This window comes from Microbacterium sp. AC035 (assembly GCF_979258485.1).
In genome coordinates, this window is the sequence record NZ_OZ409858.1 from 546,484 (window position 1) to 567,520 (window position 21,037).

At 67.8% G+C, this 21,037-nt stretch carries 19 protein-coding genes; 8 read left to right on the forward strand and 11 right to left on the reverse strand.

The genetic code is table 11. The features are described from left to right. Positions 1-14 precede the first annotated feature (14 nt). A complete protein-coding gene (locus ACZ0AA_RS02525; RefSeq protein ID WP_400860892.1) occupies positions 15-794 on the reverse strand; it encodes a lysophospholipid acyltransferase family protein in 780 nt (259 codons plus the stop codon). Positions 795-917: 123 nt separating this feature from the next. Here ACZ0AA_RS02525 and ACZ0AA_RS02530 point away from each other — a divergent pair, with 123 nt between their 5' ends. Both ACZ0AA_RS02530 and dxr read left to right on the forward strand, forming a co-directional pair. Next, positions 918-1,907 carry an FKBP-type peptidyl-prolyl cis-trans isomerase gene (locus ACZ0AA_RS02530; RefSeq protein WP_463512056.1) on the forward strand — a complete coding sequence of 330 codons (990 nt, stop codon included), beginning with the start codon at positions 918-920 and terminating at the stop codon, positions 1,905-1,907. Between the two features lie 36 nt (positions 1,908-1,943). Next, positions 1,944-3,026 (forward strand): 1-deoxy-D-xylulose-5-phosphate reductoisomerase, encoded by a 1,083-nt coding sequence (gene dxr / locus ACZ0AA_RS02535; RefSeq protein ID WP_400860889.1) that lies wholly within the window; start codon positions 1,944-1,946, stop codon positions 3,024-3,026. Between the two features lie 88 nt (positions 3,027-3,114). Here the strand turns inward: dxr and ACZ0AA_RS02540 are convergent, their stop codons facing one another. From ACZ0AA_RS02540 to ACZ0AA_RS02550, 3 genes are all read right to left on the reverse strand, one after another. Next, positions 3,115-4,737 carry a Mur ligase family protein gene (locus ACZ0AA_RS02540; RefSeq protein WP_400860888.1) on the reverse strand — a complete coding sequence of 541 codons (1,623 nt, stop codon included), beginning with the start codon at positions 4,735-4,737 and terminating at the stop codon, positions 3,115-3,117. Positions 4,738-4,826: 89 nt separating this feature from the next. After that, positions 4,827-5,513, reverse strand: a complete 687-nt coding sequence (locus ACZ0AA_RS02545) for a YcnI family copper-binding membrane protein (RefSeq protein ID WP_400860887.1) — start codon at positions 5,511-5,513, stop codon at positions 4,827-4,829. Positions 5,514-5,601: 88 nt separating this feature from the next. Further along, positions 5,602-6,174 (reverse strand): hypothetical protein, encoded by a 573-nt coding sequence (locus ACZ0AA_RS02550; RefSeq protein ID WP_400860885.1) that lies wholly within the window; start codon positions 6,172-6,174, stop codon positions 5,602-5,604. 82 nt (positions 6,175-6,256) lie between these two features. On the opposite strand from ACZ0AA_RS02550, the gene ACZ0AA_RS02555 reads away from it, so the two are divergent. Continuing rightward, entirely contained in the window at positions 6,257-7,573 is a 1,317-nt protein-coding gene (locus ACZ0AA_RS02555) for a M50 family metallopeptidase (protein ID WP_400860883.1), read from the forward strand. Positions 7,574-7,631: 58 nt separating this feature from the next. Here ACZ0AA_RS02555 and ACZ0AA_RS02560 read toward each other — a convergent pair whose 3' ends face one another. Further along, positions 7,632-9,515 carry a chorismate-binding protein gene (locus ACZ0AA_RS02560; protein WP_463512057.1) on the reverse strand — a complete coding sequence of 628 codons (1,884 nt, stop codon included), beginning with the start codon at positions 9,513-9,515 and terminating at the stop codon, positions 7,632-7,634. 251 nt (positions 9,516-9,766) lie between these two features. Between ACZ0AA_RS02560 and ispG the strand changes: the two genes are divergently transcribed. Together ispG and ACZ0AA_RS02570 are read left to right on the forward strand one after the other, a co-directional pair. Then, entirely contained in the window at positions 9,767-10,897 is a 1,131-nt protein-coding gene (ispG, locus tag ACZ0AA_RS02565) for a flavodoxin-dependent (E)-4-hydroxy-3-methylbut-2-enyl-diphosphate synthase (RefSeq protein WP_400786086.1), read from the forward strand. Positions 10,898-10,936: 39 nt separating this feature from the next. After that, complete coding sequence (locus ACZ0AA_RS02570; protein WP_463512058.1) at positions 10,937-11,803, forward strand: alanyl-tRNA editing protein; 867 nt, start codon at positions 10,937-10,939, stop codon at positions 11,801-11,803. Positions 11,804-11,809: 6 nt separating this feature from the next. On the opposite strand, the gene ACZ0AA_RS02575 is transcribed toward ACZ0AA_RS02570, so the two are convergent. From ACZ0AA_RS02575 to ACZ0AA_RS02590, 4 genes are read right to left on the reverse strand one after another with little or no spacing between them, the layout of a single operon-like run. Further along, complete coding sequence (locus ACZ0AA_RS02575; RefSeq protein ID WP_400860879.1) at positions 11,810-12,556, reverse strand: nucleotidyltransferase domain-containing protein; 747 nt, start codon at positions 12,554-12,556, stop codon at positions 11,810-11,812. Next, positions 12,540-13,085: an NUDIX domain-containing protein gene (locus ACZ0AA_RS02580; protein WP_463512059.1), complete on the reverse strand. Its 546-nt coding sequence runs from the start codon at positions 13,083-13,085 to the stop codon at positions 12,540-12,542. The genes ACZ0AA_RS02575 and ACZ0AA_RS02580 overlap by 17 nt, the downstream gene beginning before the upstream one ends. Positions 13,086-13,102: 17 nt before the next feature. Then, positions 13,103-13,447, reverse strand: coding sequence for an NUDIX domain-containing protein (locus ACZ0AA_RS02585; RefSeq protein WP_463512060.1), 345 nt, complete (start codon positions 13,445-13,447; stop codon positions 13,103-13,105). A gap of 17 nt (positions 13,448-13,464) precedes the next feature. After that, positions 13,465-14,880: an RNB domain-containing ribonuclease gene (locus tag ACZ0AA_RS02590; protein ID WP_463512061.1), complete on the reverse strand. Its 1,416-nt coding sequence runs from the start codon at positions 14,878-14,880 to the stop codon at positions 13,465-13,467. Positions 14,881-15,255: 375 nt separating this feature from the next. Between ACZ0AA_RS02590 and ACZ0AA_RS02595 the strand changes: the two genes are divergently transcribed. Together ACZ0AA_RS02595 and ACZ0AA_RS02600 are read left to right on the forward strand one after the other, a co-directional pair. Beyond that, positions 15,256-16,026 carry an isocitrate lyase/PEP mutase family protein gene (locus tag ACZ0AA_RS02595; protein WP_463512062.1) on the forward strand — a complete coding sequence of 257 codons (771 nt, stop codon included), beginning with the start codon at positions 15,256-15,258 and terminating at the stop codon, positions 16,024-16,026. Positions 16,027-16,083: 57 nt separating this feature from the next. After that, the gene (locus tag ACZ0AA_RS02600) at positions 16,084-17,841 is read left to right on the forward strand and encodes a proline--tRNA ligase (RefSeq protein WP_463512063.1); all 1,758 of its coding nucleotides are present in this window, start codon (positions 16,084-16,086) and stop codon (positions 17,839-17,841) included. A 73-nt stretch (positions 17,842-17,914) separates the two neighbouring features. Here the strand turns inward: ACZ0AA_RS02600 and ACZ0AA_RS02605 are convergent, their stop codons facing one another. Then, on the reverse strand, positions 17,915-18,418 hold the full coding sequence (locus ACZ0AA_RS02605; RefSeq protein ID WP_463512064.1) for a pyridoxamine 5'-phosphate oxidase family protein: 504 nt from the start codon (positions 18,416-18,418) through the stop codon (positions 17,915-17,917). A gap of 124 nt (positions 18,419-18,542) precedes the next feature. Between ACZ0AA_RS02605 and ACZ0AA_RS02610 the strand changes: the two genes are divergently transcribed. Next, positions 18,543-19,583, forward strand: coding sequence for an LOG family protein (locus ACZ0AA_RS02610; protein ID WP_463512065.1), 1,041 nt, complete (start codon positions 18,543-18,545; stop codon positions 19,581-19,583). Here ACZ0AA_RS02610 and ACZ0AA_RS02615 read toward each other — a convergent pair. Then, positions 19,552-20,973, reverse strand: a complete 1,422-nt coding sequence (locus ACZ0AA_RS02615; protein WP_463512066.1) for a flavin monoamine oxidase family protein — start codon at positions 20,971-20,973, stop codon at positions 19,552-19,554. The two genes, ACZ0AA_RS02610 and ACZ0AA_RS02615, sit on opposite strands and share 32 nt — an antisense overlap. Positions 20,974-21,037: the final 64 nt, after the last annotated feature.

Here is a 21,037-nt window from a genome sequence, read left to right on the forward strand (position 1 = left end):
GCGGCCGGTGCGCGTCAGCGGCGCTCGTGAGGAAGCGCCTGCTTGATCTTCTCGATCGTGCCCTGCGCGGGAGCCTCGTTGTAGGCGTCGGCCAGCTCCTGGCCGGAAAGGGCATGGATGGCGGCCATGATCTCGTCCGTGGCGAGTCTGCGGGCGCGACCGCTCGTGGCGGGGCCATGGGGGGAGAGATCGAGCGGTTCTCCGAAACGCACCGTGATGCGTTCCTTCAGCGTCGGCATCTTCGCGCCGACCGGCATCACCTTGTCCGTGCCGATCAATCCGACAGGGACGACCGGTGCTCCGGTCTGCAGAGCCAGGAAGGCGACGCCGGTGCGCCCCTTGTACAGGCGTCCGTCGGTAGAACGTGTCCCTTCGGGGTAGAGCGCGACGGCGAGGCCTTCTTCGAGCAGCTGGCGCTGCACATCGAGGGCGTCGAGGGCGGCCTTCCCCGCGCCGCGGCGCACGGAGATGGCGCCGATCGACTCGAAGAACGTCTTGCTGAGCCAGCCTTTGAATCCCGTCCCCTCGAAATAGGTGGACTTCGCCAGGAAATGCACGGGGCGCGGTGCGGCCACCGGAATCGCGATCGAGTCGATGAACGACAGGTGGTTGCTCGCGAAGATGACCGCGCCGTCTTTCGGGACGTTCTCCCTACCCTCGATGCGGGGCCGGTAGATCGTGCGCGCAAGCGGGGTGATGAGGCTGCGACCGAGCGCATAGGCGAAGCCTGCGTGACGAGGCTTCTCAGTCTCTGCGGGCGAAGTTTCGGGCTCCACGGACTGATCTGACGTCATCAGAGCAGATTACCCCGGCAATCATGCCGCGGCGGGAATGAAGCGCCAGCGCGCGCCTCCCAGCATCAGCAAAGGGGCGTGAGGGATGATGGGGTGTCCCGCCCGCGATCCTGAGGTTCAACTGTGCGCAAGCGTCCGCTTATCGTCCTGTCCACCGTCGCCGCGGCGACCCTTCTGCTGGCGGGGTGCTCCGGCGGCTCGACGCCCGAGTCGACCGCCACCCCCGACGCCGGTGCCGAGAGCTCCTGCCTCGCCGACATCGCGTCGGGTGCAGGCTCTGATGCCGTGACCGTCGAAGGATCCGGTGCGGATGTCAAGGTCTCCGTTCCCGAGGGCGCGGATCTTGCTGAGGCCGAGCGCTCGGTGGTGGTCGAGGGCGACGGCGATGACGTCATGCCCGGAGATCTCGTATCCCTGCGGTACCAGCTCATCGATGCCACCACCAATGAAGTGCTCAGCACGTCGGAGCGCGGCCCCGACGGAGTCCTGTCCGCTCTCCTGGCCGTCCAGCAGCCACAGCAGATCGTCGATCCCACGCAGTCGACGGTGTTCACCGTCGCGGCCGAGTGCCTCCCGATCGGATCCAGCGTGGTGCTGACCCTTCCTTCGGCGCAGGAGGGCATGAACCCCAGCGTCCTCTACGTCGAGACGATCGAGCAGCTTCCGACGACGGCGACCGGTTCCGAGGTCGACGCGACCGATGGCATGCCCGTCGTCGAGCTCGACGATGCCGGATCGCCGACGATCACGATCCCCGACTCCGATGCCCCCGCCGAGACCGCGGTGGCCGTGCTCAAGCAGGGCGACGGCGCCGTCGTGGGTGCGGGCGACCTGGTCACGGTGCAGTACCGCGGCGTGAAGTGGTCCGACGGCTCCGAGTTCGACTCCAGTTGGAGCCGGGACGCCGCCCCGTCGCAGTTCCCCACCAGCGGAGTGGTCCCCGGGTTCAAGATGGCACTCGAGGGCCAGAAGGTCGGTTCGCAGGTCGTCGTCGCGATGCCTCCGAAGGACGGCTACGGCGAGGGCGAGATCAACGACGCGGATCTGACCGGCGAAACCCTGGTCTTCGTCGTCGACATCCTCGCGACGACGCCGGTCGAGCAGGCCCCGTAACGCAGAGGAGCCGAGGGCTTGCCATAGGCTGACGGCATGCGTCGCATCATCGTCCTCGGCTCCACAGGCTCCATCGGCACGCAGGCGCTCGACGTCATCCGCGCCAACCCTCGTCGTTTCGAACTCGTCGGCCTTGCCGCCGGGACGAACGCCGAGATGCTCGCGGAGCAGGCCGCGAACTTCCATGTCGACAGCACCGCATTGGGCGCGGCCGAGGCCGAACAGCTCGTGCGCGATGTCGAGGCCGACGTGGTGCTCAACGCGATCACCGGATCGATCGGGCTCGGTTCCACCCTCGCAGCGCTGAAAGCCGGCAGAACCCTCGCTCTCGCGAACAAGGAATCCCTCATCGTCGGCGGCGAACTGGTTCTCGCAGCAGCGGCCCCCGATCAGATCGTCCCCGTCGATTCAGAGCACTCGGCCCTCGCGCAGGCGCTGCGCAGTGGCACCCATGCCGAGGTGCGACGCCTTGTCGTGACGGCGTCCGGTGGGCCGTTCCGCGGTCGCGCGCGTGAACAGATGCTCGAGGTCACGCCGCAGGAAGCGCTCGCGCACCCGACATGGGACATGGGCCGCATGGTCACCACGAACTCCGCGACGCTGGTGAACAAGGGTCTCGAGGTGATCGAGGCGCACCTGCTGTTCGACATTGCCTACGACGACATCGAGGTCGTCGTGCACCCTCAGTCGATCGTGCACTCGATGGTCGAGTTCATCGACGGCTCGACGATCGCCCAGGCATCCCCGCCCGACATGCGTCTTCCGATCTCACTGGGGCTCGACTGGCCGAGTCGCGTCGGTGGGGTCGGACGCCCTCTCGACTGGACCCAAGCGACCTCGTGGACGTTCGAGCCGCTCGACGACGTCGCCTTCCCGGCCGTCGACCTCGCCAAGGCCGTGGGCCGTGCGGGCGCGACATTCCCTGCGGTCTACAACGCGGCCAACGAGCAGGCGGTCGATGCGTTCCACGAGGGACGGCTGCCGTTCCTCGGCATCGTCGACACGATCTCACGCGTGGTCGACGCCCACGAGCCGCCGCAGACGCTGACGGTCGAATCGCTCGCCGAGGCCGAGGAGTGGGCGCGCCGAAAGGCCGATCAGCTGATCGCGCGCGTCTGATCTCCGGCGAGGCCGCGACTCGCCTGAGGGGAGTGGCGGTCGAGGAGCCGGTGCGCAACCGCTGATCGCGACGGCACCGGCGCTCGAGTCAGTCTTCGTCGGGGTAGGGGACGGGCCAGTGCGAATCGGGCACGGGCCACCCGGCCGCGCGGAGCGCCCGTCGTGCCAGCTCTCGGGCGGAATAGGGCGTGCGCACTCCCCGGATGTCGCGATAGTCCTGATGCCCGGGGCCTGCCCACAGGATCGAATCGCCCTCTCCGACCAGTCCGACCGCCGCCACGATGGCCGCCTCGGGCGGCGAGTACTCGTGGATCTCGGCGTCGGGGCGCGCGGTGCGCGCGCCTGCGACGAGAGTGGCCCTGATCGAGTCAGGGTCTTCGAAGCGGGGGTGGTGGTCGGTCACGACGAGGATGTCGCTGCCCTCGACGGCGGTGCGCGCCATGTCGAAGCGTTTGCTGGCGTCGCGGTCCCCGTCGGCACCGAACAGCATCAGCACCTTGCCCGGGGTCACGCGGCGGACCGCGGCGAGCGTCTTCTCGAAAGCGTCGGGCGAGTGCCCGAAGTCGACGAAGACGACAGGGCCGGTGTCTCCGGAGACGAGCTGCGTGCGCCCGGGGAGATGAGCATGGATGCCGCCGTCACGATCGAGGGCGGCGACGATGCGATCCCAGGCATAGCCGCCCTCGAGCAGCATGACGATGGCCAGAGCGGCGTTCGCCGCCATGTGCGGACCGATCACCGGCACCGTGGTCGTCACGGATCCGGCAGGGCCGGTGAGCGTGAACGTAGTCCCCGAGGCTCGTTCGTCGTCGATCACGACGACCCAGTCGGCGCGGGCGGCGGCGTTGGGATCGGCCGCGATCGACGGGGTGCCGACGGTGACGACAGGGATCTCCGCACGCTGCACGACGATCGCGCCGTTGGGCGAGTCGAGGCACACCACTGCGCGCGTCGCCCGATCCGGTCGGAACAGCGGCAGCTTGGCCTCGAAGTACTCCTCCATGTCGGCGTAGTCGTCGAGGTGGTCGTGGCTGAGATTGGTGAAGCCGGCGACGTCGAAGCGGATGCCGTCGACGCGATGACGAGAGAGCGCCTGGGCACTGACCTCGACGGCCACGGCTTCGACATCGCGCTCGCGCATCAGCGCGAGCAGCGCGTGCATCTCCGACGCCTCCGGGGTCGTCAGTCTCGAGACGATGACCTCACCGGCGATGTGGCGCTCGGCGGTCGAGGAGAGTCCGGTGACGACGCCGAGCTGGTCGAGGATGCCCTCGAGCAGATGCGAGACGCTCGTCTTACCGTTGGTCCCGGTGGTGGCGAACAGCAGGGGGAGCGGCGCACCCGCGCCCGTGCCGTAGACCCACGCGCTCAGTGCGCCGAGGACGGCGCGGGGGTCGTCCACGATGAGCACAGGGAGTCCGGCCGGTTCGGCGATGTCGGCGCCGTCCTCGTCGGTGATGATCGCGACGGCCCCCTTCTCGGCGGCGGTGACCGCGAACTCGGCGCCGTGGCGATTCACGCCCCGGATCGCGACGAAGGCTTCGCCGGGACGGAGGTCGGCAGTGGCGAGGGTGATGCCCGACAGGGCGACACCGTTCACCTCGCCGCGGACGTCTCGTGCGAATCGAGAGGCGAGTTCGGACAGCTCGCGCCGGGGCGGGTTCGCGGGGCGGAGCACGGGAGGCAGGCTCGGTTGTTGTTCAATCGACATGTCGCATCCATGATCTCACGGCTCCGGTGGGATCACGGGGTGCGGCACGTCTCCCCGGCTCCATCGAGCCGAGGAGACGCGCCAGGGCGTCACGCCTTGCGGCGGTAGGCCACTACGGAGACGACGAGTGCGGCGATGCCGGCGACGAGGCCGCCCGCGCCCATCGCCGTGCCGAGCGCGTTCGAAGAGTCTGCTTCGTCGGCGGCATCCGAGTCGGCGGCATCCGCGTCTTCGGCTTCCTCCGCGGAGCCGTGCGCCCCGTGTCCGTCAGCGGACGCGGCGACGACCTCGACCACCGGAGCGGGCGCATCGAGGCTGTGCGGGTCTTCGCCGTCCTCTGCGAGCTGCGTCCATTCGGTGCTTCCCTCGACGCACGTCTGGACGACCGGGAAAGCGAGCGAGTCGGGCGTGTCCTCATCGAGCCCGACAGCCATGCTCACTGCGCCGCGCAGTTCGTTGGGCACCGGTGCGACGGCGGTGTAGGTCACGGCGCTGACGAGTCCGTCATCGCCTTTCTCGATGTCGATCGACCAGTTGCTGTCCATGGTGGGCGCGACGGAGGCGAGCCCCTCGGGCATCGTCACCTTGAGCGATGTCGTCGGGGAGTTCTCGCAGCCGTGGGCGAACGAGAAGGTCAGCACGCCGTGGTCTCCTGCGGTCAGCTCGTCCGGGCTGACACTGACGTGGGCGCTGGCCATCGCAGGGATGGCGAGGGCGAGGATCGCGCCTCCGACGAGTCCTGCGGTGACGTTGCGGCGGGTGGTGGTGGAACGCATGGTGGTACTCCTGTGTGCTGATCTGCGGGCGCGGCGGTGTGCGCGGCATCCGCGGGAAGGTGGAACGCCTCGGAGAGGCGATGCGAGATCAGACGTGTGCAGGAGGACCGCGGCGCGACACCGATACCGAGAAGTCGCTCTCGGCCGGCACTCGGATCGCGAACACCGGGAATGCGGGGCTTTCGTGGGCCGGTCGGAACAGCGCGACCGCCTGACGCAGGCGTGCCTGCACCCAGCCGGCGATCGCTCGCACCGACGACTCGCCGTGACAGACCAGAACGGTGGTGATGATCGCTGCGATGACGTGTCCGACGAGCATGAGGGCATCAGGAGCGGTCGTGGCGACCACCGGACCCAGAGCGGCGAGATCGAGATGGTGTGCGTGCCCCGCGAGCGCCGTTCCATCGGTCGGGGTGCCGAGCAGCTGGAACACGAGGTGGAAGAGCCCCTGGCTGACCAGCACGGTCAGAGCGACGCGCGTCCGGGACACTCGGGCGCCGATGAGCAGCGCTGCCAGAGGCACGAGGAGCGTCGCGACGGCGAGCACCAGAAGCGGGTGCGGGGCGGCTCCGCCCGCGGTGGTGTGCGACGCCGCAGCGACCAGAGTGGCGGCGCCGGATGCCGTGGCTGCGCGCAGAAGTCGCAGCTGGCGGGAGGTCACAGGACAAGCCTAACGGTGCGACGTCTGCGCCCCATGCAGCACATGGGGCTTATTCCTAGGCGGCGAGCACTAGCTTGGGGGAGTGGAAGCACTGCTCTATCTGGGTGGCATCGTGTTCATGCTGATCGGCCTCGGCCTGTCGATCGGTCTGCACGAGGTCGGCCACCTCCTGCCGGCGAAGCTGTTCGGCGTGCGCGTCGGCCAGTACATGATCGGCTTCGGCCCGAGGCTCTGGTCCAAGCGCATCGGCGAGACCGAGTACGGGTTCAAGCTTCTGCCGCTCGGTGGATTCATCTCGATGTCGGGGATGTACCCGGCTTCCGCCGCATCCGGTCCGGCGAAGGGCGTCTTCCGCGCACTCGTGCAGGACGCGAGGTCCGCGAACGACGAGACGATCGCGGAAGGCGCGGAGGACCGTGTGTTCTATCGCCTGCCCGTGTGGAAGCGCGTCGTCGTGATGCTCGGTGGTCCGCTGATGAACCTAATCCTCGCGGTCCTCATCTTCACCGTTCTCGTGTCGGGTATCGGGGTGCAGCAGGGAACCACGACGATCGCCTCGGTGAACCAGTGCGTCCTGCCCGCGGGATCGACGGCGACGGAGTGCGAGGCAGGCGACCCGGCGACGCCGGCAGCAGAAGCCGGGATCAGACCCGGTGATGTGCTGGTGTCCGTCGACGGGCAGCCCGTGTCGACGTTCGCGCAGGCGACCGCCATCGTGCAGGCGGCTCCAGGGGAGACCCTGCGACTGGTGGTTCTTCGAGACGGCGCCGAGGAGACGCTGAGCATCACGCCGATCGAGGCTGAGCGCACCATCACAGATGCGAGTGGACAGCCGGTTATGGGCGAGGACGGTCAACCCGTCGTCCGGGAAGTCGGATATGTCGGCATGGCGGCGCAGATGGGCTTCGTCCAGCAACCGTTGTCGGCAGGACCCCAGATGGCGGCCGACACCGTCGCGCGCGTCGGGTCGATGATCGTGACTCTTCCGGTTCGCATCTGGGACACCGGTGTCTCCCTGGTCACGGGGTCTGAGCGCGACCCGAACGGGCCGCTGAGCGTCGTGGGCGTCGGACGCATCGCGGGTGAAGTCGCGGCGATCGATGCGCCGATCCTCAACCGCTTCTCAGTCCTCCTCGGGCTCCTCGGATCTCTGAATGTGGCGCTGTTCGTGTTCAACCTGATCCCACTGCTGCCGCTCGACGGAGGTCATGTCGTCGTCGCGCTGTGGGACGGCATCCGCCGTGCCTGGGCCAAGCTGTTCCGTCGACCGCCGCCCCCGCCCGTCGACGCCACCAGGCTCGTGCCGCTGACCGTGGTCGTCGCCACGCTGCTCATCGTCATGGGGGCTGTGCTGCTCCTCGCCGATGTCTTCAACCCGGTGAACATCTTCGGAGGCTGAATCGCCTTCGAGGCGCGGCTACTTCGGTAGCCGAGTTGCCCCGGCATCCGCTCTCGGATCAGGCCAGCGCGTGCGAGACCAGACGCTCGAGCGTGCGGATGCCGTCCCGCGACAGGATCGATTCGAGGTGCCCCTGGACCGACGCGAATCGGTCGCCACGAAGCGCGTAGACATCGCCGGACTCGGGGTCGGCTGACACGTCGACCGGTCCCGTCGATGTCGTACCGGGGGCCACCCTGGCCGTGAAGGTGTTGTAGAAGCCGATCGATGCGTCCTCGCCGAACACGGGGACCGATTTCTGGAGTCCCTGATGCGGCGCGGCGAGTGGTGTCAGAGCGATGCCGAGACGATCGCTGAGGATCTGATGGCTCAGGCACACAGCGAGCAGCGGCGATCTCGCGTCCACGCGTCGGGCCACGACCTCGCGCAGCCTGCGGATGCGGTCGCTCTCGACGTCGCGGGGATCACCCGGCCCTGGGCCTGCGACCACGAGGTCGGCTGCGTCGAGCTCCGCATCATCGACGTCGCTCCAGGCGCGGATCGTGACCCCGAGCCCGAGGTGACGCAGCTGGTGGGCGAGCATCGTGGTGAAGCGATCCTCGGCGTCGACGACGATCGCGGATCGGCCGGCGAAGGGCCCGGTCAGCTCGTCGCCCTGCGGATTCAGCCAGAAGTCCGCCAGCCGGGCATTGCGCGAGGAGAGAAGCTCCGCGACCGCGGGGTCGTCGGCGAGAGGCTGCCGTTCACCCGGGGCGTCCGCATCATCGCGCGCTTCGGCGACGCTGTCGCGATCGATCGCCCCGATGGCGCCGAGAACACCGGCGGCTTTGCCGTGGGTCTCCGACACCTCGCCGCGCGGGTCCGAGTGCCGCACGAGAGTCGCGCCCACCGGCACACTGAGCGAGCCGTTCTGCAGGTACACGGTGCGGATCAGGATCGGCGCATCGAGGTCGTGCCCGCCCGCATCGTTCGGAGTGAACAGGGCGGCCACGCCGGAGTAGTACCCACGCGGCTTCTTCTCGTGACGGCGGATCACCGCGCACGCGTTCTGCATCGGCGAGCCGGTCACGGTCGGCGCGAACATCGTCTCGCGCAGGATGTCGCGGGGGTCCAGCGTGCTGCGGCCGCGGAGCATGTACTCGGTGTGGGTGAGGCGAGACATCTCTTTCAGATGCGGGCCGGTGATGCGTCCGCCGTCGGAGCACACCGCGCTCATCATCTTGAGCTCCTCGTCGACGACCATGAAGAGCTCTTCCGTCTCCTTCGTGGACGAGAGGAAGTCGATCAGGGTGTCTCGCGTGGCTCCACCGGAAGGGTGGCGGAAGGTGCCCGAGATGGGATTCATCGTCACGACGCCGCCGCGCGCGACGACGTGCGCCTCCGGGCTCGCGCCGACTGCGATGTGTCCGGGTGTGACGACCGCGAAGGTCCAGTAAGCGCCTCGCTCGTGCGTGAGGAGGGCGCGAAACCAGGTGAGCGCGGCTGTCCGGTCGTCGACGTCGATCTCGGCGGTGAAGTCGCGGCGGATCACGAAGTTCGCCCCCTCGCCCCGTCCGATCTCGTCGGCGATCACGGTCTCGACGATCCTGGCGTACTCGTCGTCGGGGATGTCGAACCCGCCGTCACGAAGGGGCACGGGATCTGCAGGCAGTGTCGAGAGCAGCTCGGGCGTCGCGAGATGCAGGTGCTCATCCACCACGATGCATCGCAGGGGTGCGCCGTCGTCCTGAGCGACGAAGCCGCGCTCGCGAACCTGACGGTAAGGCACCATCGTGAAGATCTCGCGGGGGGTGCCGTCGATCGACAGCGGTATGTCAGCCAGCAGTTCGACATCGACGACCTCGCCGGTGAGCAGTTCCACCGATTCGGCGCCGTCGCGTGCGATGAGCACGAAGGATGCGGCCGGGTCTGCGGTGAGCTCGGCAAGACGTGAGAGGGTCATCGGGGTCTCCTGTGCGTGGCTCCGGCTCGGCTCAACGAAAAGACCGCCCCGGAGGCGGTCTGGATTCGTGGGAACGCGAACACACCGCCTAAGAGGCGGGCCACCAGGTGAAGTTCGCGAGCATGGGCTGAAAACTATCACACCGCACGCCAGGGCCCAGGCCGCATGACGCGCGTCAGGGGCGGGCGACTTCCAGCCTGCGTGCATTCAGGCGGCGTAGGCTGGGCGTTGTGCCAGCAGTGAATCTTGGGATGCCGAAGATCCCCGAAGTCCTCGCCCCGCGACGCAAGTCTCGTCAGATCAAGGTGGGCAAGGTGCTCGTCGGTGGTGACGCGCCCGTCACCGTCCAGTCGATGACCACGACGAAGACGACGGACATCAACGCGACCCTCCAGCAGATCGCGGAACTGACCGCATCCGGGTGTGAGATCGTCCGTGTGGCCGTCCCGCATCAGGACGACGCCGACGCGCTCAAGATCATCGCGATGAAGAGCCAGATCCCCGTCATCGCCGACATCCATTTCCAGCCGCGCTACATCTACACCGCCATCGATGCGGGGTGCGGCGCTGTGCGGGTCAACCCTGGCAACATCCGCGAGTTCGACGGCAACGTCGGCAAGATCGCCGAGGCCGCCAAGGCTGCGGGCGTCTCGCTGCGGATCGGCGTCAACGCGGGCTCGCTCGACCGCCGCATTCTGACCAAGTACGGCAAGGCGACCGCTGAGGCGCTCGTGGAGAGCGCCGTCTGGGAGGCTTCGCTGTTCGAGGAGCACGACTTCCACGACTTCAAGATCTCGGTCAAGCACAATGACCCGATCGTCATGGTGAAGGCGTACCGTCAGCTCGCCGAACGGGGCGACTGGCCGCTGCATCTCGGTGTGACCGAGGCCGGTCCCGCGTTCCAGGGCACGATCAAGAGCGCCACGGCTTTCGGCATCCTGCTCGGCGAGGGCATCGGAGACACCATCCGCGTGTCCCTGTCAGCGCCGCCGGCCGAAGAGGTGAAGGTCGGACACCAGATCCTGCAGTCGCTGAACCTCCGCGAGCGCAAGCTCGAGATCGTGTCATGCCCGTCGTGCGGGCGCGCTCAGGTCGACGTCTACTCGCTCGCCGAGAACGTCACCGAGGGGCTCAAGGACATGACCGTGCCGCTGCGCGTCGCCGTCATGGGCTGCGTCGTGAACGGTCCCGGTGAAGCGCGCGAGGCCGATCTCGGGGTCGCCTCGGGAAACGGCAAGGGGCAGATCTTCGTCAAGGGCGAGGTCGTCAAGACCGTTCCCGAAGCGGATATCGTCGCCACGCTGATCGAAGAGGCCAACCGGATCGCGGCCGAGATGGGGCCTGAGGCACCGCTCGGCACCGCTCAGGTCGTCACGGCCTGACCGACCTGCACCCCCCGCCGGTTCGACACGAGGAGTTCCATGCCGTCGTCCACGATCGTCTCCTTCGCGGGAGGCGACCTCACTGGGTCGAGCACCGTCGCACGAGTCGAGACGTCATCGCGGGGAACCGTCGTCGTCGTCGACGCGACCCCGTTCCATCCGGTCGACCACACCTGGCCGGACCAGCCGGGAGATACAGGTGAGCTGTCTGCAGAGGGGAATGCCGTCCGCATCGCCGAGGCCGTGATGGCCGCGGTGTCGGACGAGGGAGAGTTCGCCGTCGGAGCCGAGATCCCCGTCAAGCGGGGCGTGGAGGGATGGACCTGGCTCGTCGGACACCCGATCGACGGCGATGCTCCCGCCTGGCTCGCCGAGGGCGCACGCGTCGAATTGTCGGTCGATGCCCCGCGACGGGCAGGGCTCAGCCGCGGTCACACCGCCTGCCACCTGGCATCACTGGCGTTGGACATCGCTCTCGCCGACCTGTGGCGCAAGGACCCCGGTTCCGATGCTCTGGGCAACCCGAACTTCGAGGCACGGGCGAACCAGTCCAGCCGTATCCATGAAGACGGCGCGGTCGACGAGTACCGCCTGGGCAAGAGTCTTCGCAGGGCCGGATTCGACACCGAGACCTTCGCGACGACGCTCGAGGTTCGCGAGACCGCGATCAACTCGCAGCTGGCCACGTGGGTCGCCTCCGGCGCGACGAGCCGCGTGGTTCCCGAGGGCCCCACGATCGTGGACCGTCGCAGCTGGCACTGCGAACTGCCGGATGGTGACGCGGAGATCCTCTGCGGCGGAACCCACGTCGAGTCTCTCTCCGAGTTCGTCTCCATCTCGGTCTCGCTCAATCTGACCGATCCGCAGCTGCTGGTGATGACCACGAAGGCCGTTCCCGCAGTCTGAGCCTGCTCAGCGTACGAAACCGGCTTGGACGCGCCCGCCGGCGCGGTCGAGCTCAGCCGAGACGCGGGCCGCGAAGGTCGCATAGTCGCTCTCGATCAGAGGGAGCGCCAAACGGTCGGCTCGCTCCATGCTCAGCTCGCGGAGACGCCGAGGGAGCCATTTTCCCGCCCCGATCCAGCGTCCTTCGGTGAGCAGAATGAGCTCTGCGATTCGCTCGAACAGGATGGATGCCTCCACTCGCTGCTCGAGAGGGTCTGTCGAATCCTCCAGATCGTCGAGCACATCCGTGATGACGTACCGGCGGAACGCGCACTCCTGCGCGCTGAGCGAAGGCCCCGCGTCGAGCACGCTCTGCCAATGCGTGCGGAGTGATGCCAGTCGGCCATCGTCGCGGATCGCGGTGCCGTCGACGAGCATGTGCACCGTCACCGGCCGATGCTGCGCGATGCCTCGCGCCGCCCACTCGTCGAACCCCGTCGGGGTGTATGCGAACACCTCGAAGATCTCGCCCTCGAACTCGTGCGTCGAGGCTTCGCTCGTCTGCCCCTCGACGCTGAAGAGCCGATCTCCGAGCACCAGCAGGTCGATGTCACTCGTCGCGGTGCGGTCGCCCCGTGCAGAGCTCCCCGCCACGAGGGCGACGTCAGCTGTGGGGTAGTGAGCGGTGACGAATCGTGCTGCGACGGCGAGGTGATCCACCCCGTCAGCGTAGCCCTCGGTGCGCAGGCGGGTCGGGTCAGAGGGAGACGGCACCCAGCCTGGCGCCTAGCCCGCCGGCGAGCACATGCGCTTGAGCGAGAGGGATCCATCGACAGGTCCATGAGGCCGGAGAGCCGCCGGTCGCCGGATCGGCCTCGCCTGCGCGCCAGACCGCCGTCACATCGGCGTCAGAGGCCTCCATCTGGAAGAAGTGACGCCGTGCGATCTCGTTCCGCGCCGGTGCCAGGTCGTACAACTCCGTTCCGAGACTCCGAGTCACGGAGCCTCGGAGACCCGTCTCCTCGAACAGCTCACGTGCGGCAGCGTGCGCAGGTGCCTCGTGCTCTTGAACGGTTCCGGCGGGGACCTGGACGCCGGTGACCAGGATGTCGACATCATCGTGCGTGAACACCAGCAGGTGCCCCTCGGCGATCACGTAGCAGACGGCCTTCTCGACGATCGGGGTCGACGTCGCGGCAGGAGTCCGGATGAAGTCGGTCGCATCTGCGAGGATTCGGTCGACGCCTCGATCGCGTCGCAGCCCTGCGATCTCGTCTATCGCAAACCATCCCGTCTCGGCCAACTCTCCGTCGGCGAAGATCAGGGGCGAATCATCGGGATCGAGCAGAGGAACGCGGTCGTGACGTAGCTGACGACGTCGTCGTTGGCGTACCGGACGAAGAGGTCCTCCCCGCCGTACGCTCCGACGAGACGATCGATGTCGGCGCGGACCCCGAGCTCTTCGCGCACCTCCCGCCGCACGGCATCCTTCGGATCCTCACCTGGTTCGACACCGCCGCCGACCAGGCCCCATTCCGACGAGTCCACCCGTCGACACATCAGGAAACGGTCACCGCGCCGGATGACAGCCGTCACCGCGGGGAGCAGCAGGAGATCGTGACCGATGCGTTCGCGGATCCCGCTGATATACGGCGATGTGGGCATGGAGCAGAGCCTAGGTGTCAGATCGCGAACTCGATCTCACCCCGGGCGATATCCGTGCTGACGACGCGCAAGGATACGCGCCCTCCGGGCACTGTTCCGGCGGGTACAGGTGCGGATGCGGTCACGGCGGGATCCGCGATCTGGACCGTCGCGCGCTCGCCGCGTATCTCGATCACGGTCGCCTCGACCGTCCCGCCCACGAGCGGGGTGAGCAGTGCGGCTTCGACGCAGTTGATGGTCGCCGAGTCGAGTCTGGACGCGCGCTGCCCCGAGCTCTGCATCAGCGCAGGGAGTTCGGGGAGCGACTCGCGAACCCAGCCGGGCACTTCTCGACCTTCTGACACGGCGAGACAGATCTCGAGGGACCAGCGATCGACGAGGCGACGCAGGGGAGCGGTCGCATGGGCGTACGGAGCCGCAATCGCGGCCTGCTCCGCGTCGCTCGGGGCCGCGCCGTCGAATGTCTCATAGCCCGCGCCCCGGAACAAGGTCGCGGCCGCTTCGAGGACGGGCAGGGTCATCGGGTCGGCGCGATCCAGCTGACGGAGGTAGTCGCCGTATCGTCCGGTCGTCCAGGGGCGCCCGAGAGCCTCGGTCTGATGGCGGAACGCGTCGAAGGACTTCTCGTCGGGTTGCGGCATCGTTCGAAGGATGCCGATGCCGGCACCCAGCATGAGGGACGCTGCTGCCATGCCGGTCATGAGGGAGAGCTGCGCGTTCCATTCCTCGACGGGAAGCGGATGCCGGCGCTCGATCGCGTAACTGCCATCCGCTGCTCTGGTCACCTCCTCATCCGGAAGGTTCAGACTGGCGCCGCCGCGGATCTTCTCCTGTTCGATCCGCAGCGCGCCGATCTCCGGCAGCAGCGCCGCCGGACCGCCCTCGCCGCGGTCGAGCGCGGCCTGGGCGCTGGCGTAGTCCAGCTGGGCGCGGGACCGGATCAGAGCCCGCTCCAGACGGAAGTCCGTGACGACGCCCGAGGAGTCGAGTGCGAACGTCCAGACGAGGGCAGGGCGATCCACATCGGCCAGGAGCGATGCGCGGTCCTCGCTGAGGACCTTGGGGTGCAGGGGAATCGTCCCGTCCGCGGCATACAAAGTCTGGCCACGACGCCGAGCCTCCGCGTCGACCTCCCCACCGGGCGCGACGAATCCGGGGACATCTGCGATCGCGTAGCGGACCGCATAGCCGGAACCGTCTCGTTCGAGGTGGAACGCCTGGTCGAGGTCGCGTGACCCGAGAGGATCCAGTGTCGCGAAGGGGATGTCGCGCAGATCGAGCTCGGGAGTCGCCGCCTTCGTGGCTTCTGCTTCGGCGACGACCGCGGCGGGGAAGTCTGCCGGCGCGTCGAGAGACTCTCGGAGCGCCGCGAGTGCTGCGGCGAGCTCGGTCTGCGCGGCTGACGGGGCAACGTGCGATCGGCGCTGAGGCATGCCCCCACACTATGACGCCGTGGACGCAGGACGGCGTGGTCTCGGGTGTGGTCGCGTTGTCTTCCCACGGTCAGAAGGGTTGTCGGCCGTGGTTGCGCCGCCGAGGGCGTGGTCTCGGGTGTGGTCGAGGTCGCCGTCGCGGGCGGGGTGCCCGCAGGTCGGGAATCGGCATCGTTGATCGCGGGCTCTCAGGTGCCGTGTCAGGGCGGCCGAGGGGCGGTAGCGGTCGACGGCGAGCATCGCCCCGGTGATCGGATGGGTGAGGATCCGAGAGGCGATACTTCGGACGATCGCCGATGCGCCGGGCCCCTCGGGAACCTGTGATTCGCGTGTCCGTCCGACCTAGACCGGAATACTGGGCGCTAGCGTGGAAGCATGACCACTGCTGCGAAGGCCAAGACCCTGATCGGACTCTATGAAGCCCCGGAGATCCTCCGCGTCGTGAACGTGTGGGACGTCGTCTCCGCCCGCGCTGTCGCGAAGCTGCCCGAGACGAAGGCGATCGCGACTGCCGGTCACGGCATCGCCGCCTCGTTCGGTTTCGAGGATGGCACGATCCCCCGAGACATCATGATCGACATGGTCGGTCGCATCGCGGCATCAGTCTCGGTTCCGGTCACCGCCGACCTCGACGACGGGTACGGCGACGCGGGGGAGACCACACGCCTCGCGATCGGTGCCGGCGTCGTGGGAGCCAACGTCGAAGACCGCCTGAAGCCGTTCGACGAGTCCGTCGCGGCGGTCGAGGCGATCGTCAAGGCTGCGGAGGCAGAGGGCGTCCCGTTCGCGCTGAACGCGCGCACCGACGCGTTCGTCCGCGCCGGTCACCGCCCCGTCGCCGAAAGCGTCGCCGACGCGATCCAGCGCGGCCGTGCCTTCCTCGACGCCGGAGCCACAGCGGTGTTCGTGCCCGGCATGCTCGACGCCAACATCACCAGGCAGCTCGTCGAGGGACTCGGCGAAGGCAAACTCAGCGTGATCGGCCTCCCCGGCACCCTCGCGGCGTCGGAGTACGAGAAGCTCGGCGTCGCCCGCATCTCCTACGGACCCCTCCCGCAGCGCGTGGCCCTGACCGCCGTGCAGGAGCTCGCAGCGAGCCTGTACGCCGGTGGCGTCATCCCCAACGGCCTGCCCGCACTCAACTGACGTGTAGCGACTGACGTATCGCGAAACCGAGTGACCACCGGTCAGTAGACTTGCCCGGTGGTCACTCGTCTTTCGAAATTCTTCCTCCGCACACTCCGCGAAGACCCTGCAGGCGCAGAGGTCGCGAGCCACAGGCTGCTGATCCGCGCCGGATACATCCGACCGCAGGCCGCCGGCATCTTCGCGTGGCTTCCGCTAGGGCTCCGCGTGAAGAGCAAGATCGAGACCGTCGTCCGCGAGGAGATGGCCTCGGCAGGTGCCCAGGAAGTGCACTTCCCCGCTCTGATGCCCCGAGAGTCGTACGAGGCGACCGGGCGTTGGGACGAATACGGCGACCTGCTGTTCCGTCTTCAGGATCGCAAGGGCGGCGACTACCTGCTCGCCCCGACGCATGAAGAGGCCTTCACGCTGCTCGTCAAGGACCTCTACTCGTCCTACAAGGATCTGCCCCTCACGATCTACCAGATCCAGGACAAGTACCGCGACGAGGCGCGTCCCCGCGCGGGCCTGCTCCGCGGGCGGGAGTTCACCATGAAGGACGCATACTCCTTCGACGCGTCCGATGAGGGTCTGGACGTCAGCTACCAGGCGCAGCGCGACGCCTACGAGCGGATCTTCCAGCGCCTCGGTCTCGAGTACGTGATCGTGCAGGCGGATGCCGGGGCGATGGGCGGCTCACGCAGCGAGGAGTTCCTGCACCCGACGCCGGTCGGTGAAGACACCTTCGTGCGCAGCGCCGGTGGGTATGCAGCCAACGTGGAGGCGTTCTCCACGGCCGTCCCCGACGCGATCCCCTTCGACGCGGATGCTGCGCCGGTGATCTTCGACTCGCCGAACACGCCGACGATCGAGACGCTCGTGGCCCACGTCAACGCGAACCTCGACGGCGAGTACACCGCGGCCGACACGCTGAAGAACGTCGTGCTCGCGCTCACCCACCTCGATGGCACCCGCGAGCTGGTGATCGTCGGCATCCCGGGCGACCGTGAGGTCGACGAGAAGCGCGCCGAGGTCGCCTTCGCGCCCGCCGAGGTCGAGACTGCCTCCGCCGAGGACTTCGAGAAGAACCCTCTGCTGGTCAAGGGCTACATCGGGCCATGGTCACCGACCGGGGCCGTGCTCGGCGAGGAGTCCGCCACCGGCATCCGCTATCTCGTGGACCCCCGCGTCAGCGAGGGCACCAGCTGGATCACCGGCGCCAATCTCGATCAGAAGCATGCGCACTCGGTGGTGGCCGGACGGGACTTCTTCGGCGATGGAATCGTCGAGATCGCGAACGTCAGGGCGGGTGACCCCGCGCCCGACGGCTCCGGACCCGTCGAGCTGGCTCGGGGTATGGAGATCGGCCACGTCTTCCAGCTCGGACGCAAGTACGCTGAGGCTCTCGGTCTGAAGGTGCTGAACGAGAACGGCAAACTCGTCACGGTCACGATGGGCTCGTACGGAATCGGCGTGACCCGCATCCTCGCGATCATCGCGGAGCTGAACAACGACGAGAAGGGCCTGATCTGGCCCGCATCGGTCGCACCGTTCGACGTGCAGGTCGTTGCGGCCGGTCGTGACCAGGTGGCTTTCGACGTGGCGGCTGATCTCTCTGCCCAGCTCGAATCCGCAGGCCTCGACGTGCTCTACGACGACCGCCCCAAAGTCTCTCCCGGAGTCAAGTTCGGCGACGCCGAGCTCGTCGGCGTGCCGAAGATCGTCATCGTCGGTCGCGGTGCTGCCGAAGGTCAGGTCGAGCTGTGGGATCGCAGCACCGGGGCTCGCGAAGCGGTGTCGGTCGCCGAGGCCGTGCAGCAGCTGACCCGTCGCTGACGGTACAGACCACGAATGCCGCGCCCTCGACCGAGGTGCGCGGCATTCCGTCTGTACGGAGCCGAGTCGCCGGTCAGCAGACGATGTGGCCGTGGTTCATGATGTCGTCGTCAGGCGTGTCCTTCGTGACGAGAGCCTTCAGGGCCCCCGCCGCCATCGCGATCTTGCCCTTGGCGGGTTCCCAGAACTCGGTGACGGTGGGAGTGACCTTGAGAAGTGCGATGCCGGGGGTGTCGAGCCCGTCTTCGAACCAGATGTCGAGGGAGGGCGAGTAGAGCTCTTCCATCTTGGCGCGGTCGTGCACCACGGATGCATTGCCGGCCACAGACACGTAGCGCATTCCCTTCGCGTCGCAATACGAGAGGCCGACCTGGCGGTGGGCCCGCGCTTCTTCCACCTTCTCGGTGTCCTCCGCGGTGAAGAACCAGATGTCTCCCGCGTCGTCCATCTGCCTCGTCGACATCGGCCTGCTCACCAGGTTGCCGTCGTCATCGGTCGTCGTCAGCATCGTGAAGTCGATGTCCTCGACGAGTTCGTGTACGCGTGCGAGTGCTTCGGGTCCAGTGATCTCTGTCATGCGGCCACTGTGCCGCGGGCCGGCAGACTCCACACGGGCGTTGACAAGGCGCCGCGCGCGTGGTGAGGGCGGAGCGCGGCGTTGCGGAGACCCGCTCGACCGGGGCTCGTGACAGGCTGGGGGCATGACGGACGAACCGCTGCCCGAGTCTCTGAGCGCCGAGATCAACAACGTCCTCGACGAGGCCGGAGTGAAGACCGATCGCCGACTGGTCATGCGCATGATGCGCACGGCGGTGCTGCTGGGAGAGGACGGCACGAACCGCCTCGACCTCAAGATCGCCTCCGCCGCCCTCGCCGAGATGAGGGATGCCTTCCGCTTGTTCGCACCGTTCGAAGGGGTACCGAAGGTCACGGTGTTCGGCTCGGCGCGTACCCTCCACGACGATCCGCTCTATGTCCAGGCGCGTGATGTCGCGGCTGCTCTCGCTGCGGACGGATGGATGGTGGTGACCGGAGCAGGACCGGGAATCATGCAGGCAGCCGCTGAGGGTGCCGGCCCCGCGCTGTCGCTCGGCGTATCGATCAGACTGCCGTTCGAGGAGAAGGCCAACAGCCTGATCGCGGCGAGCGAGCACGTGGTGGCGATGAAGTACTTCTTCACCCGCAAACTCATGCTCATCAAGGAGTCCAGCGGTTTCATCTGCCTCCCCGGTGGGTTCGGCACGCTCGACGAGATGTTCGAGCTGCTGACCCTCCAGCAGACCGGAAAGGCCGAGCCGACCCCGATCGTGCTGCTCGATGAGCCCGGCGGCACCTTCTGGCACGGACTCAAGCGGTTCATCGACGAGGATCTCGCGCCCACCGGCGTGATCTCAGAGGGCGATTTCGACCGCGTCGTCATCACAGACTCGGTCGAGTCGGCAGCGGCGGTGATCGCAGGTTTCTGGCGCAACTACGACTCACTGCGGTGGTTCGGAGACACCCTGGTGCTGCGCCTCCGGGCCGAGCCATCCGATGCCGAGGTGGAGCAGCTCAACGAGCAGTTCGCCGGGATGCTGGCGAGCGGACGCATCGAGCGGACTGCTCCGCGTTCGCCCGAGGTCGCCGATGATGACGTGCTGCATCTTCCTCGTCTTGCTCTGCACCTCGATCAGCGTCAGGTCGGCGGTCTCTTCCGCCTGATCGGCGCGATCAACTCGCTGGAGTCCGCTCCCGCGCTGTGATGCCGCCCGCAAACGCGGCGAGATCGATCGAGCACCCGAGAATCCGCTCCGCCGCGCGGTGCCCTGAATAGAAGGCCGCCCCCACGGTCGCGGGCTCGTCACCCCACGTCGCTTCGCCGGCGAAGTGCAGCACTCCGTCGACAGGCCCCGCGAGTTCGTCATGGTCGTGGTGCGACGACCCGAGCGCGAGATGTGAGTACGAGCCTTTCGAGAACGCGTCCTTCCCCCAGCGGGTGATCCAGTGAGCGATGGGCTCGCCGACCGCATCAGGGTAGAGGGCGCGGAGAGCGCTCACGACATCCGCGACGATCTCTTCGTCGGAGAGCTCTTGCATCCTGCGGCCGAACGGGCCGGCAGCGAAGGTCAGCAACGTCGGAACTCCGCTCACCGCTGACACGTCATACCAGGAGTGCCAGTGCTCTCCCGCCTCGCCGAGGGCCCGCAGGACGTAGCTCTCCTCGTTCCAGAAGCGTTCGGGGAACTGGATGAACACCTTGTTGAACACCCCCATGCCCAGTCGGGCGATCGGCCCCGCGACGCTGTCGGGCAGGGGAGGAGCGAAGTCGATCGATCCCGCCTTGAGCACGCCCAGCGGCACAGTGACCAGCGCACTGCGCGCCGAGAACTCGCCGTCGTCGGTCGACACCGTGACCCCGGCATCCGTGCGCGCGATGCGGGTGACCACCTGGCTCAGGCGGATGTCGAGTCCGGCGGCGATGCGCCGAGGGAGCTCGTCGTACCCACGGGGGAAGATGACCTCGTCTCCGTCGATCGCGTCCTCGTCGAGCCCGTGCGCGTCGAGGTCGCCGATCCATGCTCCGCACTGCTCCTCGACGCGATGACGGAAGAACTCCCGGATCTCGTCGATGCGCTCAGGGTCGAAGCCGGTGCGGTCGAGCGCGCGCTCGGTGACATCGAGATAGGTCTCACCGGGCGAGCACCGTTCGATCTCGTCGACCAGCAGGCGATCCGCCTCGTCGACGTCGGACACCCACTGCGAGGTGCGCGCGGCATCCATCGGCCTGCCGTCTCCGTCGAAGTTCTCGATGGGCCGCCCTCCGGCCTGGAAGCTGCCGACGGTGTACTCGAGCGTCGGGATGCCGAGTGCCTGCACGAGGTCCCACAGCTCGGAGCGCGCGATGCCGTGCACCCAAGATGCGCCGAGATCGACGGGGAAGCCTGCGGCGCGATCGGTGTGCATCCGGCCGCCGATGCGGTCCCTCGCCTCGAGGACGATGACGTCCGCTCCGGCGTCGGCGAGCATGCGAGCCGCCGTCACCCCGGACATCCCTGCCCCGATCACGATGGTGTCGTATGCCGTCACTGAGTCCTCCTGCACGCTCGGCACCGCATCGGTGCGGCTGCCCTCGTGGCGACCGGCGGTGGGCACAGGGTATCGTGGTACGGATGTCGCGCGTGCACACCCGCGCGACGAGAGCTGAATAGGGAGTCGT

Excerpts from the sequence above, each read along its gene's own strand:
- ACZ0AA_RS02545 (WP_400860887.1), bottom strand. The coding sequence starts at position 5,513 with ATGCGTTCCACCACCACCCGCCGCAACGTCACCGCAGGACTCGTCGGA.
- ACZ0AA_RS02590 (WP_463512061.1), bottom strand. The coding sequence starts at position 14,880 with ATGCCTCAGCGCCGATCGCACGTTGCCCCGTCAGCCGCGCAGACCGAG.
- ACZ0AA_RS02570 (WP_463512058.1), top strand. The coding sequence starts at position 10,937 with ATGCCGTCGTCCACGATCGTCTCCTTCGCGGGAGGCGACCTCACTGGG.
- ACZ0AA_RS02540 (WP_400860888.1), bottom strand. The coding sequence starts at position 4,737 with ATGTCGATTGAACAACAACCGAGCCTGCCTCCCGTGCTCCGCCCCGCG.
- ispG (WP_400786086.1), top strand. The coding sequence starts at position 9,767 with ATGCCGAAGATCCCCGAAGTCCTCGCCCCGCGACGCAAGTCTCGTCAG.
- dxr (WP_400860889.1), top strand. The coding sequence starts at position 1,944 with ATGCGTCGCATCATCGTCCTCGGCTCCACAGGCTCCATCGGCACGCAG.
- ACZ0AA_RS02610 (WP_463512065.1), top strand. The coding sequence starts at position 18,543 with ATGACGGACGAACCGCTGCCCGAGTCTCTGAGCGCCGAGATCAACAAC.
- ACZ0AA_RS02585 (WP_463512060.1), bottom strand. The coding sequence starts at position 13,447 with ATGCCCACATCGCCGTATATCAGCGGGATCCGCGAACGCATCGGTCAC.
- ACZ0AA_RS02605 (WP_463512064.1), bottom strand. The coding sequence starts at position 18,418 with ATGACAGAGATCACTGGACCCGAAGCACTCGCACGCGTACACGAACTC.
- ACZ0AA_RS02595 (WP_463512062.1), top strand. The coding sequence starts at position 15,256 with ATGACCACTGCTGCGAAGGCCAAGACCCTGATCGGACTCTATGAAGCC.
- ACZ0AA_RS02560 (WP_463512057.1), bottom strand. The coding sequence starts at position 9,515 with ATGACCCTCTCACGTCTTGCCGAGCTCACCGCAGACCCGGCCGCATCC.
- ACZ0AA_RS02525 (WP_400860892.1), bottom strand. The coding sequence starts at position 794 with ATGACGTCAGATCAGTCCGTGGAGCCCGAAACTTCGCCCGCAGAGACT.